This is a genomic window from Actinokineospora sp., assembly GCF_052390155.1.
Classification (GTDB): domain Bacteria; phylum Actinomycetota; class Actinomycetes; order Mycobacteriales; family Pseudonocardiaceae; genus Actinokineospora.
Window position 1 is genome coordinate 46,259 of record NZ_JBQTHF010000034.1, and the last position, 12,846, is coordinate 59,104.

Here is a 12,846-nt window from a genome sequence, read left to right on the forward strand (position 1 = left end):
GTTCACCCTCGCATGGTTGGGTGTGGCATGGCTCAGACACGCACAGAGGACTTCCGGCTCGACGACGGCCGTGCGCTGCGCCTCACTTTCGCCGAACCGGACGGGGTCACCCGGGGCGGGCTCGTCGTGCTGCACGAAGCGCGGGGGATCACGGACGCGGTGCGCGGCATGGTGACGGGTCTGGCGGCCGAGGGCTGGCTTGTCGTCGTTCCACATCTGTACGCGGGTGAGGCGGGCTCCACCGAAGTCGACCACCACGAGGCCCGCGACAAGGTCAGCGAGCTGTCAGGCGACTCCGTGCTCGCCGCCACCGACATCGCCTTCGCCTGGCTGGCGGGCTACGAGGTCGCCGCCGACCGCATCGGCGTCATCGGGTTCGAACTCGGCGGCGCGGTTGCGCTCGTCGTGGCCGCGCGCCGCGACATCGGGGCCGCGGTCACCGTGGCGGGTGGCGGCATCCTGGAACCGCTGTCCGACGGCCTCCCCGCGCTGGTCGAGGTCGCGGGCGAGCTGCGCTGCCCGTGGCTAGGCCTCTACCGCGAGGAGGGCGACGACATCTCCGCCGAGCAGGTCGAGAAGCTGCGCGAGGCGGCCAGCGCGGCCAACATCGCCTCCGACGTCGTCCGGTTCCCGTTCGAGTCGGGCGCGTCCGAGGCGTGGCAGCGCGCGCTGAACTGGTTCGACGCCCACCTGCGCTGATGATCACCACGCTGACCGAGCCGGAGTTCGACCTCGTCTGGGAGCGGCTGGGCCTGGGCGAGCGGCCGTACCCGCTCGACGTGCCGAGCTTCGGGGAGACCCTGGACGAGCGCGCCGAACTGCTTGCCCAGGTGCTGGACAGCCTGGCCGCCAAGGGTTGTTACGACGGCCGCGACCTCGACCGGCGCTTCGAGGACCAGCTCCTGCTGCTCGCGCGGCACGAGGTCAGCGTCGACGGGCTGCTCGCGGTCGGCGAGAACCTGCGCGTGCTGGGCGCGGCGCGCGGCGGGCGCGGCGTGCTGGCCGTGCAGTCCGGCGGGGAGATCCGGGTCGGCCCGGTGCCGAGCGAGCGGGTCGTGGCCGAGATCATAGCGCTGGTGCCGGACGCGGAACCCGGGCCTGGCGGACCGCTCTCACTGCCCAAGGCGGTGTTCCACGAAGCGGTGGATGCCTTCGCGCGCAACGGTTTCGCCGGGTTGGAGCTGGCGCTCAACCAGGGCGGCGTCCGCGGCCGCGACATGCGGACCGTGGCCACGCTGGTGTCCAGCTCACGCCACGGCGGCGGCCAGCTCGCCGCGAACAGCCTCGACCGGGTCGGCAGACGCAGCCGCACCGACGTGCTCAACTGGTTCGACACCGAGGCTGGCCGCTACCTGTCCTACCCGGAGCGCCAGGACCGGCTCACCTTCACCCCGGCCGACTCCGCCCGGCTGGCCCAGCGGCTGCGCGAGCTGGTCACCTCGGTCACCGCCTGACGGGGCTCCCAGCGGAACCCCGTCCGGCGACAGTCAGACCGCCACGGCCATCTCGACCACGTCGGCGCCCACGACCAAGTCGGGCTCGGTCTTCGCGCGGACCTCGTCGACGGTCACGCCCGGCGCCAGCTCCCGCAGGATCAGGCCGTCGGCGGTGATGTCGATGACCGCGAGGTCGGTGATGATCCGCTGCGCCACCCGCAGCCCGGTGTAGGGCAGTGAGCACTCGTTGACGATCTTGTGGCTGCCGTCCCTGGCCACGTGTTCCATGAGCACCACGACGTGCTTGGCGCCGTGCACCAAGTCCATCGCGCCGCCCATGCCCTTGACCATCTTGCCGGGGATCATCCAGTTCGCGATGTCGCCGACCTTGGACACCTGCATGGCGCCCAGGATCGCGGCGTCCACCTTGCCGCCCCGGATCATCCCGAACGACAACGCCGAGTCGAAGATCGACGCGCCCCGGCGCAGGGTCACCGTCTCCTTGCCCGCGTTGATCAGGTCGGCGTCCTCCTCGCCCTCCCACGGGTAGGCGCCCACGCCGAGCAGCCCGTTCTCGGACTGCAGCACGATCTCCACGTCGTCGGGCACGTAGTTCGGCACCAGGGTCGGCAGGCCGATGCCGAGGTTGACGTACGAGCCGTCGGTCAGCTCCGCCGCGGCGCGCGCGGCCATCTGCTCACGGGTCAGTGCCATGGGTTCAGCCCTCCTGCTTCGCGCGGACGGTGCGGCGCTCGATTCGCTTGTCCGCGGCCTGCTCCGCGGTCAGCGGCACCACGCGCTGCACGAAGATGCCGGGCAGGTGGACCTCGTTGGGCGCCAGCTCGCCGGTCTCGACCAGGGTTTCGACCTCGGCGATGGTGATCCGGCCCGACATGGCGCACAGCGGGTTGAAGTTCTGCGCGGAGTCGCGGAACACGAGGTTGCCGTGCCGGTCGCCCTTCCACGCGCGGATCAGGCCGAAGTCGCAGACGATGGCGCGCTCCAGCACGTAGTCGAGCCCGTCGAACTCGCGGACCTCCTTGGGCGGGGAGGCCACCACGACGTTGCCCGCGTCGTCGTAGCGCCACGGCACACCGCCGTCGGCGACCTGCGTGCCCACGCCCGTGCGGGTGTAGAAGGCGGGGATGCCCGCGCCGCCCGCGCGCAGCCGCTCGGCCAGCGTGCCCTGCGGGGTCAGCTCCACTTCCAGCTCGCCGGAGAGGTACTGCCGGGCGAATTCCTTGTTCTCGCCGACATAGGAGCTCGTCATCCGCGCGATGCGCTTCTCGCGCAGCAGCAGCCCGAGCCCCCAGTCGTCGACGCCGCAGTTGTTGGACGCCACGTCCAGCCCGGTGACCCCGCTGGCGAGCAGGGCCTGGATCAGCACGCTCGGAATCCCGCACAGCCCGAAGCCGCCGACGGCCAGGCTGGCGTTGTCCGGGATGTCGGCGACCGCGTCGGCGGCGCTGTGGACGACTTTGTCCATGTGTGGCCCTCCTTCTGGGTGTGGCAAAGGCGAGCCTAGCGGGGCGGAGCCGGGTGCAGATGTGTTCGTGATCGCCACAACTGACGGCGTCGGGATGTCCGGTGACACCGGGGCGGACGTTGCCCAAACCGCCGCGAACTTCGCGCACGACCGGGCCGTGGCGGCAGCGGCGTCGGTGAGGTCATGTGATCCTGATCTGCCCGGTCGCCCGCGATCTCCCGCGTGTCGCCGCTGCGGCTCCGGGCGACTACGGCGGACGCCCACCAGCGGTTTTGCCCGCACCGCACTGCTTGGCGGGGGGCGTTTTGCCTGGCGGACCGCGGCCTGTGTAGTCTGATCGCCGAGCGGCCTGGGGCCCCGGGAGGCTTCGCCTAGTCTGGTCTATGGCGCCGCACTGCTAATGCGGTTGGGGTTAACCGCCCCTCCCGGGTTCAAATCCCGGAGCCTCCGCACTACACCCGGTCCGCCGGGTGACAACTGAACATGCGCCCGTAGCTCAATGGATAGAGCACTTGACTACGGATCAAGAGGTTAGGGGTTCGAATCCCTTCGGGCGCGCGGTATTCGCAGGTCACGGCCCTGTCCTCGATTGAGGACAGGGCCGTGACCGCGTTTGCGGCGGCGCCCGGTTCGTATCGTGATCCGCGAAAGTGATTCTTCCTCTCGCCGGTATTCGCGGCTTGTGCACAAATGGCCACGTGGTCGAGTTGTCCACACCTGGACGTGGTTGTCGGCCGGAGATTTTATTGTGGCTGTGGAGGCTCGGGTCTGCGCGGTCTGGGGTTCTCGGTTCGTCCCCAGGGTGATCCACAGGTCTGTGGATCACCCGAGTGAGACGAGGGTCGTGCCGTCGTCGGCGGGGAGGTTCGGTTCCGCGACGGCGAAGACGTGGGCGGTGATCAGCTCGGCGGCGTTCGGCGTGGTGAGGAACGCCGTGTCCGCCGCGTCACGGCCGGTGGCGATCCGCACGAACGACGGCCGAGGGGCGAGGCGGGTCGCGTCGAAGACGTACCAGTGGTCGCCGATGGCCGCTTCGAAGACGGCGTGGAAGTCCATCGGGAACAGGCCCGGCGCGTAGACGGACACGAAGCGCGCCGGGATGTCGAGGGCGCGGCACAGGGCGATGCAGACGTGCGCGTAGTCCCGGCAGACGCCTTCGGCGGTCAGCAAGGTGTCCACGGCGTCGTCGGTCGGCCCGCTCGAACCGCCCACATAGGACAGATACCCGGTCGCGTACGCCACGATGGCACGCACCTGGTCGGCAGGCGCGCGGGTGTCGCCGAAGGTGCGCACCGCGAAGCCGCCGAGCCGGTCCGACGGGCAGAAGCGACTCGGCCGCAGGTAGGTGATCCGATCGGCGGCGGTGACCGGGTTGCGGCCGTGGCTGTAGCGGTGGGTGGCCGCGTAGCCGACAGTGACCTCGCCCGCGTCGGCACCGATGACGTGCACCCGCGTGCCGTGCGGGAAGTCGACGGTGCGCACGGAACCGGCGTGGCGCAGCGTCTCGGCCTGCACCCCGTGCGCCACGGCGATCGAGAACACCAGGTCGCCGGGGGTGCTCAGCCGCACACCCAACTCCACCTCGATCCGACAAGTCTCGACCATCACCCCATGATCTGTGACAGCTTCGGCTTACGCCGGGCCAACTCGACACCGTGCCGTTCCGGTGATCGGTGATCGGTGATCGGTGGTGGCTGGTGGCTGGTCCTTTCGTTCTGGTGGTCCGGCGGAGGGGTGCTGGGATGCGGCGGCGTTGTGCGGGTGGTGGCGGGTGGATGGGGGTTGATGGGTATGGCCACGGGGTCTTTGGGCGGTGCCGAAGTTGGATGGGCTGCCCGAGGGTGGATGGGTGGGCAGAGGTTGGATGGGTGGAAAGAGGATGTGGGGCAGAGGTTGGAGGAGTGCTGTCAGCGAAGCCGCGGGTGCTGTATGTGACTGACCTGGCCTATCCCGCCGCGGGTAGGCGGTATGGGGATGAGGACATCGCGCTGGCCGGGCGGTTGCGCGACGAATTCACCGTGGTGCTTTGCCATCCGCTGGACGCCTTGGCGGTGATGGACGGGTTCGATGTGACCGTGGTCCGCAACAGCGGGCCGGTTGTGCACTACCGCGAGGGCTACGAGCTGTTCCGGGCGCATGCTCTCGCGGGCGGGCACAAGGTCTTCAACGAACTCACCGGCAGCGCGGACATGGTCGGCAAGCGGTACCTGGTCGACCTGTGCCGTGCCGGCTACCCCGTCATCCCCACCGTCGACGACCCCGCCGACCTCGGGCGGCTGCCCGTGGTCGCCGAGTACGTCGTGAAGCCCAAGTTCGGGTCCGACTCGATCGGGCTCACGATGGTGGCGCGCAACCACCTGGCCGCCACGTCTCTCGTTGACATGTTGGTGCAGCCGCGGGTGGACTTCGAATACGAAGTCTCGTTCTATTTCGTGGACGACTCCTTTCAGTACGCGTTGTACGCCCCCGATCCCGGACATCGGTGGCGGTTGGTGCCTTACCGGCCATCGGCGGCCGATCTCGGGTTCGCTCGACGCTTCGTCGAGTGGAATGGGATCCGCCATGGGATACAGCGGATCGATGCTTGCCGCACCCGGCAGGGAGAACTGCTGCTGGTCGAGGTCGAGGACCTCAATCCCTTTCTGTCGCTGGAGGTGCTCGACGGCGACACCCGCGCTCGGTTCGAGCGGGCGGTTGCCGACGCGCTGCACCGGTTGCTCCGAGAGGGTGCGGGCTGAGCGGGCCTTGTGTCCTTTGTGGACTGTCTAGTCGGGAATCACGGCAGCGTCCCGGCCGACCAGTTCGGCTGTCTCCTGGGTGAGGAGCCTGCCCGCGACGTCCGGGTCGCAGCCGACTCGGGCGAGGCGGGCACGGATGGCCGCGGGTGAGCGCTCCCGGGCGGCGGCCAGTTCGCGGATAGCCGAAGTGGCCGGGGTATGGGTCGCGAGGGTGAGCCACTCCACCCGCAACGCCGTGTCCTGTTCGGACGTCCACGGCGCGTGCGAGTTGCCCACTCGGCGGCGGACTCGTCTGCCCTCGAAGGTCGAGATGGCCGTCAGCGCCTGTTGCATCAGCTTCGCTGTCTCCGTCGCGCCGCCCGCGGGCAGACGCAGCGTGCCCTCGGCGACGATGCTGCCCGCGTCGTCGGCCCCGACGAGGTCGAGGCCGAGGTCGCCGCCATCCTGGGCGGCGATTGTCAGCGCGTAGGTGATGTCGCGGAGCTTGCTGGTGTATTCCATGGTGAATGTCATGGAGGGGACGGTACGGGGGAGACGGGGGTACGCGGGGAAACTATCCACAGGGGTCAGATGGACCGGTGGCGGCGGCCGATCCGGTCGTGCTTGGACTCGGGAAACGGCTCTTCGGCAGGCTCCAGGTCGGTGCGCTCACGTTCTTCGCGCAGGATGGTCGACACCGTGTGATCCGCCCGTCGCAGCCGCCAGCCGACGAAGGTCATGACGATCGCCGTGGTGGCGATCCACAGTGCAGTTACCATCCCGGGATCACTCGCTTCACCTGTTACCCCTGCGCCAGGCAGGTACCACCAAGGTTCCCATTCCATGCGCCCACGTGCAGGTGATTCGTGGATGGGGGGCGTAATTGCGCCCTAACAGAGCAACGGGTTACGCCTCTGGGTGACCGGATTCAGGCGGCTACTTGGCGGGTTCGCACGGCAGCTCGACGCCGATGGCTTCCTCGGGCGTCGGGTGGGGTTGACCGCCGTGGTGGTCGCGCGGGAGCGTCTCGCGGGCGGGCAGCCAGACCATCGCCGCGACCAGTGCCAGCGCCCCGGTCACCACGAACGAGGCGCCGAAGGAGATCTGGTCGGCGAGCAGACCGGCGATGATCGGACCCAGGATCGCGCCCACGTCGGCAGCCATCTGGAAGGTGGCGAGCACCTGCCCGCCGCGCGCCTTGGCGCCGATGACATCGGCCACCGCGGCCTGCTGCGGCGGTGTGAGCAGGCCGGAACCGAGTCCGGTGACGGCGGTCGCGATCAGGAACTCCGGCACCGATTGGGTGAATCCGACCCAGCTCATGCCGCCCGCCGACACCAGCAGGCCCAACAGGATCGGCGGCTTGCGCCCCCAGCGATCGGAGATCCGCCCGGACATCAGCAGCGTGGCCACGTTGCCCGCGGCGAACACCGCCAGCGCGGTGCCCGCGAACGCGTCCTCGCGCTGCAGCACCTCGGTGATGAACAGCGGCACCAGCGAGACCCGGACGCCGAAGACCGCCCATCCGTTGGCGAAGCTCGACACCAGAGCGGCGCGGTAGCCGCTGTTGCGCAGGGCTGACCGCAGCGGGAAAACTGGTCCGCCGTCCTCACCCGCGGGCGCGATCAGGGTGGACCGCCGCAGGAACAGCCAGACGAGGGCGATGGCGACCAACAGCGATCCGGCGTAGACCAGGAACGGCGCGCGCAGCGAGATCGCGATCAGGCCCCCGCCTGCCAGTGGACCAGCCACGTTGCCGAGCAGGAAGCTGGTGCCCCACAGCCCCGACGCGCGGCCACGCAGCGTGGCTGGGGCGAGGTGGACGAGCAAGGCGATACCCGAAACGGTGAACATCGTGGAGCCGGTGCCCGCGAGCGCGCGCAACGCGACGAGCTGCCAGTACTCGTCGACGAAGGCGCACGCGCCGGTGGTGACCGCGACGATGAGCAACCCGGTCAGGTAGACCCAGCGTTCCCCGAGTCGGGTGACGAGGCGGCCGCTGACCGGGGCGAACAGGAGCCGGGCCATCGCGAACGCGCTGACCACGAACGACGCGGCGGTGACGCTGACGTCGAAACTTCGGGCGAACGTGGGCAGTGCGGGCGCCACGAGGCCGAACCCGATCGCGATCACGAAGTTCGCGGCCACCAGGACCCATACTTCGCGTGGAAGGGTGTCGGGCGTCCGCGGTGTCGTGACCGGTGCCGCACTCACCCGTGACCCCTCCAGAAAGTTGTTAGCCAAGCGAACTATAAGGGTCGTCAACCCGATCGGGTCAACCAGCGACACAACCCGTGAATTCCGGGTACCTGAGGGTCGCCACGTTGAGTTGAACAAAGGAACGCCGATGTCTGAGCCGCTCGACACCGTCGAGGTCACCGCTGTGCTCGCCAAGCTGGCCGAGGCCGAGCGCGACGCGCGCGACCTGACCACCGACGAGACCTACCGGCTGGGCCAGGCCGCAGGCTTGGAACTCGCGCAGCGGATTGTGCGTGAGCTGGCCGGCCTGCCGGTGGAGGCAGACTCCGACCGCACCTGAGCCGTCTGCCGACGTCGCGTCGGCGGAACGCGGCTATCCTGGCGCCGAACAGCACGACCGCGATTCCGCGCACGCACGCGGTCGGCCTGTCTGGGCGACTCGCCGAGCAGGTCGCGGGCCGGACGGGTCGGCCGGTGGCGTGGCAGGTGTCGGGCTGGATCGGGGCGAACGCGCGGGTCACCAGGGTCGAACTCGCGCAGGCGCTGGATCCCGCCGACGTCGGCCGGTGCCCGGGACGCGCTCGACGAACCTGCACCGCCAGGTCAGGTCCGTGCCGCCCGCTTCGCGGGGTACCAGGGTGATCTCGCCGCGGTAGTCCTTGATCGGCGCCGGGGAGCGCAGCGCGTGGACGTGCCTGCGGTCCTGCTCGTACTCCAGGGTCTCCTCGCGCAGCAGGAACGGCTTGCGCGCTCGACCGTGGGCTACCTCCCGGGGGCTGTGGACAGATTCATCGTGACATCCCGATCTCCGCGTAATCTCACGGTATGACCACTGGGGACGACATCTTGACCCTCGCCGACGAGCTGCTCGCGCTGAGATTCGCCGACGAACCGCTCGGCGCCACGCTCTACGGCGTGCCCGGATACGACGACCGCCTGGGCGATCCGTCCGAGCAGGCCGAGCAGGTCGTGCGCGCCGAGGCCCTCGACATCGCCGCGCGCGCCGACGCGCTGAGCGGACTGTCCGGGCAGGACGTCATCACCGCCAAGGTGGTCGCGCAGCAGGCCCGCGCGGCCGTCGACCGGATCGACTCCCGGATGATCGAGTACACGGTCACCGACCTCTTCGTCGGGCCTGCCGCCGGGCTGCTGGCGTATCTGCCGATGGTCGTGCTGCCCGACGCCGAGCGTGGCCGGTCGTACCTGAGCAGGCTGCGCGCCGTACCGGCCTATCTGGACGCTGTCGCCGCCCGGCACCGCGCGGGGGTGGCGGTGGGGCGGGTGCCCGTCCGCAGGCTGCTGGACGCGGCCGTCGCACAGCTCGACCGCTACCTCGACGCGGATACTCCCGACCCGCTGCTCGCCCAGCGGCTCGCGGGCGAGGACGACGGGTTCGCCGCCGAGCGGGCGAGCGTCGTCGCCGACCTGGTCCGTCCGGCATTCGCGCGGTACCGCGCCGCCCTGGTCGACATCGCGCCGCACGCCCGGCCGGACGAGCGGCCCGGCCTCTGCGCGCTGCCCGGGGGTGACGCGGCCTACGCCGCGTTGTCGCGGGTGCACACCACCACCGACCGCACCCCGGAAGCCCTGCACCAGACCGGTCTGGACATCATCGCCGCGCTGCGCGAGGAGTACGCGGAGCTCGGTGCTCGGGTGTTCGGCACCAGCGACCAGGCGGAGGTCTTCGCTCGGCTCATCGCCGACCCGGCGCTGCGCTGGAACGACGGCGACGAGCTGATCGCGCACGCCCGGGCCACGATCGACCGGGCCGAGGCCGAGGCGCCGAACTGGTTCGGCACCCTGCCCGGCCAGCGCTGCCTGGTGGAGCCGGTGCCCGAGGTGGACGCGGCGGGCGCGCCTGCCGCGTACTACATGCAGCCCTCGCTCGACGGCCTGCGCCCCGGTGTCTACTACGCCAACACCGACCGCGCCCACGAGCGCGACCGGTTTCTGTCCGAGGTCACCGCGTTCCACGAGGCCGTGCCCGGCCACCACTTCCAGCTCACCATCGCCCTGGAGCTGACCGACCTGCCTCTGGTGCGCAGGCTCGCCGACGTCAACGCGTACTCCGAGGGCTGGGGCCTCTACACCGAACGCCTGGCCGAGGAGATGGGCCTCTACTCCGACGACGTGGCCCGCTTCGGCATGCTCGCCATGGACTCGATGCGTGCCGGGCGGCTGGTGGTCGACACCGGCCTGCACGCCAAGGGCTGGACCCGCGAACAGGCCGTGACCTACTTACGCGAGAACACGCCGCTGTCCGCGCTGGAGATCGGCCGCGAGGTCGACCGCTACATCGCCTTCCCCGGCCAGGCGCTGTCCTACATGGTCGGCAGGCTGGAGCTCCAACGCATCCGGTCCGCCGCCGAGGCCCGGCTCGGCGACCGGTTCGACATTCGCGCCTTCCACGACCAGGTGCTGTGCAACGGCGCGCTGCCGCTCACGGTGCTGGAGGAGGTGATCGCCGATTGGGCAGGCTGACACACGGCGCGGACGTGGCGGCGGAGGGCGGGCTTCGACGCGACGGGCGGTGAGCGGCGCGATCTCGGCCACCCGCCGACCTCGCGTCAAGGTCGACCCAGCGGTGCCCAGAGTCGGCCCACATCCAGCGGGGTCGAGAGCGGTGGTGATTGAGGCTCAGCGGACGCGGGCGCTCGACAGCACGGACTGGACGGTCGACTCGGGGAGAACCTTCGGGCTGGGCGGGCCGCCGCCCAGGTCGTTGGTGACCACGAGCAGGGCTATCCCGCTCGGGTTGTCCGCGGTCGCGTTGTCCAGGTCGACCGCCAGTACGGCGACCTCGCCCGCGCTGGCCTCGCAGTCAGGCTTGGTGGGGTTGGGCGTGACCTTCGCGCTCACCAGCACGGCTTTCTTGCCGCCGATCTCGCTGGCGCGCGCGGTTGGCGCGCCGAGTTGCGACGACGGGTAGAAGTTCGCGGCGAACGCCTTGGCGAACGTGGTGGCCGTCTGCTCCGGGTCGAGCACCTTGTCCTTGGTGTTCTGCACGGCCGCGCTCACCGCGAAGGTGCGGGTGTAGCCCTTGCCGCCGCACTGGTAGGCGCCGTAGACGGCGGCGCCGGTGAAGTCGACGTCGAGCACCTTGACCTTGGCGGCGGGTTCGGGCTGCCAGTCGGCGGGTACCCGGTAGTCCAGCCGGGCGGCCGCGTTCTCGATGGTGCGGCCGTCGGCCGGGCCGGTCGAGGGCAGGCTGGACCGGGTGGTGCTCGGCCGCGTGCTCGGTGGGCCGCTGGGCTTGCGGCTGGGCGCGGCTGAACTCGTCGGGGCGGCTGTCGGGTCCGGGGTACCGCCGTTCCGGTTGACCAGCACGATTGTGATCACGGTTCCGACAATGACCACGATGGCGATGATGCTGAGGATCGCGGGCAGTTTCGACGGGCCACCGGGCGCCCGGGGCGCGTCGAATCCGCCCGGGTGTACGGGTGCCGTCGAATGGCTTGGCGCATAGCGATCCCGCTGCTGGTCCCAACTCCCGGAACCGTCGTCACCCTGCCATCCCGTCACGCGGGCGACGATAGCTCGGCCCGCGCCTTGTCGTGGGCCTTTCGAGTGATAACAGGGGGGACCTCCGCGTCGATTGAGTAGACAACCTACGGATCCGTCACCCCGAGGAGTGACTCGATTTGGCCATTGAGTAGAGTCCGGCCTCGCTGGGTGGCGGGTGATCATTTCCCCAATCGGGGCGAGTTGATCTATTGGCCGCCTGGTGGCGGCGGGCTCTGGAGAATCCACGCCGCATCCAGGTCTCAGGGGATCGACGTTCGGACCATTCGAAGGAGTGTCAATGGGCAGTCGCTGGAACCTCGGCCGCGCGGGCGCCGCGCTCGCCGCCGCAACGGTCATGGTCTCGATGGCGGCACTGCCCGCCTCGGCCGAGGCCGCGCGCGGCAGGCTGACCGACGCCAAAACCGAGGGCGTCTCGGTCAACATCGTCGGCAAGTCCGACTCGCTACAGGCTTCGCTGCTGCACCTGAAGCTGAGTGACGGCACGGTGCTGAAGATGTACTGCGTCGAGATCAACGTCGGCGCCAGCCGCGACCAGGACATGGTCGAGGTGGCGTGGGACTCCTACCCCAACGACGACTCGCCGTTCAACGACAACCGGGGCAAGATCAACTGGGTGCTGCACCACGGCTTCCCGTCGACCTCGCTGAAGACCCTCAACGACCTCGACCTGGCGTGGGGCGAGGACGGGCTCGAAGAGCACGAGGCCATCTCCGCGACGCAGGCCGCCGTGTGGCACTTCAGTGACGACGTCGACCTCAACCTCGACAACCCGTCCACCCGCGCGGACGCCAACGACGACATCCGCGCGCTCTACAAGTACCTGGTCGACAACGCCAAGGACGACAAGGAGCAGCCGACCCCCGCGCTGGAGATCAACCCGGCCGAGGTCGACGGCGAGGCGGGCAAGCTCGTCGGTCCGTTCAAGGTGACCACCAACGGCACCATCACCAAGCTGACCGCGGACCTGCCCGACGGCGTCGAGGTCACCGACGGCCAGGGCAACGTGCTGACCGCCGACAAGATCAAGAACGGCACCGAGGTCTTCCTCAAGGTCCCGGCGGACGCCGAGGCGGGCGAGGGCGGCTTCAAGCTGTCGGTCGAGTCCAAGCTGGACACCGGTCGGCTGTTCGTCGGCGAGGACTACGTCAAGAACCCGGCGCAGTCGCTGATCGTGGCCGAGTCGGAGAACGCCAAGCTCGACGCCGAGGCGAAGGGCTCGTGGACGGTCACGCCGACCACGCCGCCGACCACCACCACCCCGCCTGCCACGACGGTCCCCCCGACGACCACCACCACCGTGGCGCCCGCGCCGCAGCCCAAGAACGACCTGCCGGACACCGGCGCGTCGATCCTGCTGCCGGTGCTGATCGGTCTCGGTCTGGTGGGCGCCGGTGCCGGTGCCCTGATCTACCAGCGCCGCCGCAAGTCGGCGTAACGCAACGCACGGCGAACACCCTCCCGGCAGCGGCCGGGAGGGTGTTCG

Annotated in this window: 14 protein-coding genes and 2 tRNA genes; 8 read left to right on the forward strand and 8 right to left on the reverse strand. The window is 69.9% G+C overall.

From position 1 onward, the window contains the following. Window positions 1-27 precede the first annotated feature (27 nt). Both ACT4N7_RS14095 and ACT4N7_RS14100 read left to right on the forward strand, forming a co-directional pair. Complete coding sequence (locus tag ACT4N7_RS14095; protein ID WP_444829151.1) at window positions 28-699, forward strand: dienelactone hydrolase family protein; 672 nt, start codon at window positions 28-30, stop codon at window positions 697-699. Beyond that, window positions 699-1,454, forward strand: a complete 756-nt coding sequence (locus ACT4N7_RS14100) for an ESX secretion-associated protein EspG (RefSeq protein ID WP_444829152.1) — start codon at window positions 699-701, stop codon at window positions 1,452-1,454. The genes ACT4N7_RS14095 and ACT4N7_RS14100 overlap by 1 nt, the downstream gene beginning before the upstream one ends. A gap of 33 nt (window positions 1,455-1,487) precedes the next feature. Here the strand turns inward: ACT4N7_RS14100 and ACT4N7_RS14105 are convergent, their stop codons facing one another. Next, the gene (locus ACT4N7_RS14105; RefSeq protein WP_444829153.1) at window positions 1,488-2,150 is read right to left on the reverse strand and encodes a 3-oxoacid CoA-transferase subunit B; all 663 of its coding nucleotides are present in this window, start codon (window positions 2,148-2,150) and stop codon (window positions 1,488-1,490) included. 4 nt (window positions 2,151-2,154) lie between these two features. Continuing rightward, entirely contained in the window at window positions 2,155-2,922 is a 768-nt protein-coding gene (locus ACT4N7_RS14110) for a CoA transferase subunit A (RefSeq protein WP_444829154.1), read from the reverse strand. Window positions 2,923-3,282: 360 nt separating this feature from the next. Here ACT4N7_RS14110 and ACT4N7_RS14115 point away from each other — a divergent pair. Continuing rightward, window positions 3,283-3,372 (forward strand) — tRNA-Ser (locus tag ACT4N7_RS14115). 35 nt (window positions 3,373-3,407) lie between these two features. Next, window positions 3,408-3,480: transfer RNA gene (locus tag ACT4N7_RS14120), tRNA-Arg, on the forward strand. Window positions 3,481-3,744: 264 nt separating this feature from the next. On the opposite strand, the gene ACT4N7_RS14125 is transcribed toward ACT4N7_RS14120, so the two are convergent. After that, a complete protein-coding gene (locus tag ACT4N7_RS14125) occupies window positions 3,745-4,527 on the reverse strand; it encodes a transglutaminase-like domain-containing protein (protein ID WP_444829155.1) in 783 nt (260 codons plus the stop codon). A 296-nt stretch (window positions 4,528-4,823) separates the two neighbouring features. On the opposite strand from ACT4N7_RS14125, the gene ACT4N7_RS14130 reads away from it, so the two are divergent. After that, window positions 4,824-5,660 carry a hypothetical protein gene (locus ACT4N7_RS14130; protein ID WP_444829156.1) on the forward strand — a complete coding sequence of 279 codons (837 nt, stop codon included), beginning with the start codon at window positions 4,824-4,826 and terminating at the stop codon, window positions 5,658-5,660. Between the two features lie 27 nt (window positions 5,661-5,687). Here the strand turns inward: ACT4N7_RS14130 and ACT4N7_RS14135 are convergent, their stop codons facing one another. The 3 genes from ACT4N7_RS14135 to ACT4N7_RS14145 all read right to left on the reverse strand — a co-directional run bounded on the left by ACT4N7_RS14135 (window position 5,688) and on the right by ACT4N7_RS14145 (window position 7,853). Continuing rightward, window positions 5,688-6,173: a hypothetical protein gene (locus tag ACT4N7_RS14135; protein ID WP_444829157.1), complete on the reverse strand. Its 486-nt coding sequence runs from the start codon at window positions 6,171-6,173 to the stop codon at window positions 5,688-5,690. A 53-nt stretch (window positions 6,174-6,226) separates the two neighbouring features. Then, window positions 6,227-6,418 (reverse strand): hypothetical protein, encoded by a 192-nt coding sequence (locus tag ACT4N7_RS14140; RefSeq protein WP_444829158.1) that lies wholly within the window; start codon window positions 6,416-6,418, stop codon window positions 6,227-6,229. 157 nt (window positions 6,419-6,575) lie between these two features. Next, the gene (locus ACT4N7_RS14145; RefSeq protein WP_444829159.1) at window positions 6,576-7,853 is read right to left on the reverse strand and encodes an MFS transporter; all 1,278 of its coding nucleotides are present in this window, start codon (window positions 7,851-7,853) and stop codon (window positions 6,576-6,578) included. 133 nt (window positions 7,854-7,986) lie between these two features. Here ACT4N7_RS14145 and ACT4N7_RS14150 point away from each other — a divergent pair, with 133 nt between their 5' ends. Then, window positions 7,987-8,178 (forward strand): hypothetical protein, encoded by a 192-nt coding sequence (locus ACT4N7_RS14150; protein ID WP_444829160.1) that lies wholly within the window; start codon window positions 7,987-7,989, stop codon window positions 8,176-8,178. A gap of 177 nt (window positions 8,179-8,355) precedes the next feature. Here ACT4N7_RS14150 and ACT4N7_RS14155 read toward each other — a convergent pair whose 3' ends face one another. Beyond that, a complete protein-coding gene (locus tag ACT4N7_RS14155) occupies window positions 8,356-8,763 on the reverse strand; it encodes an SRPBCC family protein (protein WP_444829180.1) in 408 nt (135 codons plus the stop codon). On the opposite strand from ACT4N7_RS14155, the gene ACT4N7_RS14160 reads away from it, so the two are divergent. After that, a complete protein-coding gene (locus tag ACT4N7_RS14160) occupies window positions 8,664-10,319 on the forward strand; it encodes a DUF885 domain-containing protein (protein ID WP_444829161.1) in 1,656 nt (551 codons plus the stop codon). The genes ACT4N7_RS14155 and ACT4N7_RS14160 overlap by 100 nt on opposite strands. Before the next feature lie 156 nt (window positions 10,320-10,475). Here ACT4N7_RS14160 and ACT4N7_RS14165 read toward each other — a convergent pair whose 3' ends face one another. Further along, entirely contained in the window at window positions 10,476-11,360 is an 885-nt protein-coding gene (locus ACT4N7_RS14165) for a hypothetical protein (protein ID WP_444829162.1), read from the reverse strand. A gap of 280 nt (window positions 11,361-11,640) precedes the next feature. Between ACT4N7_RS14165 and ACT4N7_RS14170 the strand changes: the two genes are divergently transcribed. After that, a complete protein-coding gene (locus tag ACT4N7_RS14170; protein WP_444829163.1) occupies window positions 11,641-12,798 on the forward strand; it encodes a thioester domain-containing protein in 1,158 nt (385 codons plus the stop codon). Window positions 12,799-12,846 lie beyond the last annotated feature (48 nt).

Coding starts and splice junctions, on each gene's coding strand:
- ACT4N7_RS14170 (WP_444829163.1), top strand. CDS start 11,641: ATGGGCAGTCGCTGGAACCTCGGCCGCGCGGGCGCCGCGCTCGCCGCC.
- ACT4N7_RS14140 (WP_444829158.1), bottom strand. CDS start 6,418: ATGGTAACTGCACTGTGGATCGCCACCACGGCGATCGTCATGACCTTC.
- ACT4N7_RS14135 (WP_444829157.1), bottom strand. CDS start 6,173: ATGACATTCACCATGGAATACACCAGCAAGCTCCGCGACATCACCTAC.
- ACT4N7_RS14100 (WP_444829152.1), top strand. CDS start 699: ATGATCACCACGCTGACCGAGCCGGAGTTCGACCTCGTCTGGGAGCGG.
- ACT4N7_RS14105 (WP_444829153.1), bottom strand. CDS start 2,150: ATGGCACTGACCCGTGAGCAGATGGCCGCGCGCGCCGCGGCGGAGCTG.
- ACT4N7_RS14110 (WP_444829154.1), bottom strand. CDS start 2,922: ATGGACAAAGTCGTCCACAGCGCCGCCGACGCGGTCGCCGACATCCCG.
- ACT4N7_RS14150 (WP_444829160.1), top strand. CDS start 7,987: ATGTCTGAGCCGCTCGACACCGTCGAGGTCACCGCTGTGCTCGCCAAG.
- ACT4N7_RS14095 (WP_444829151.1), top strand. CDS start 28: ATGGCTCAGACACGCACAGAGGACTTCCGGCTCGACGACGGCCGTGCG.
- ACT4N7_RS14125 (WP_444829155.1), bottom strand. CDS start 4,527: ATGGTCGAGACTTGTCGGATCGAGGTGGAGTTGGGTGTGCGGCTGAGC.
- ACT4N7_RS14160 (WP_444829161.1), top strand. CDS start 8,664: ATGACCACTGGGGACGACATCTTGACCCTCGCCGACGAGCTGCTCGCG.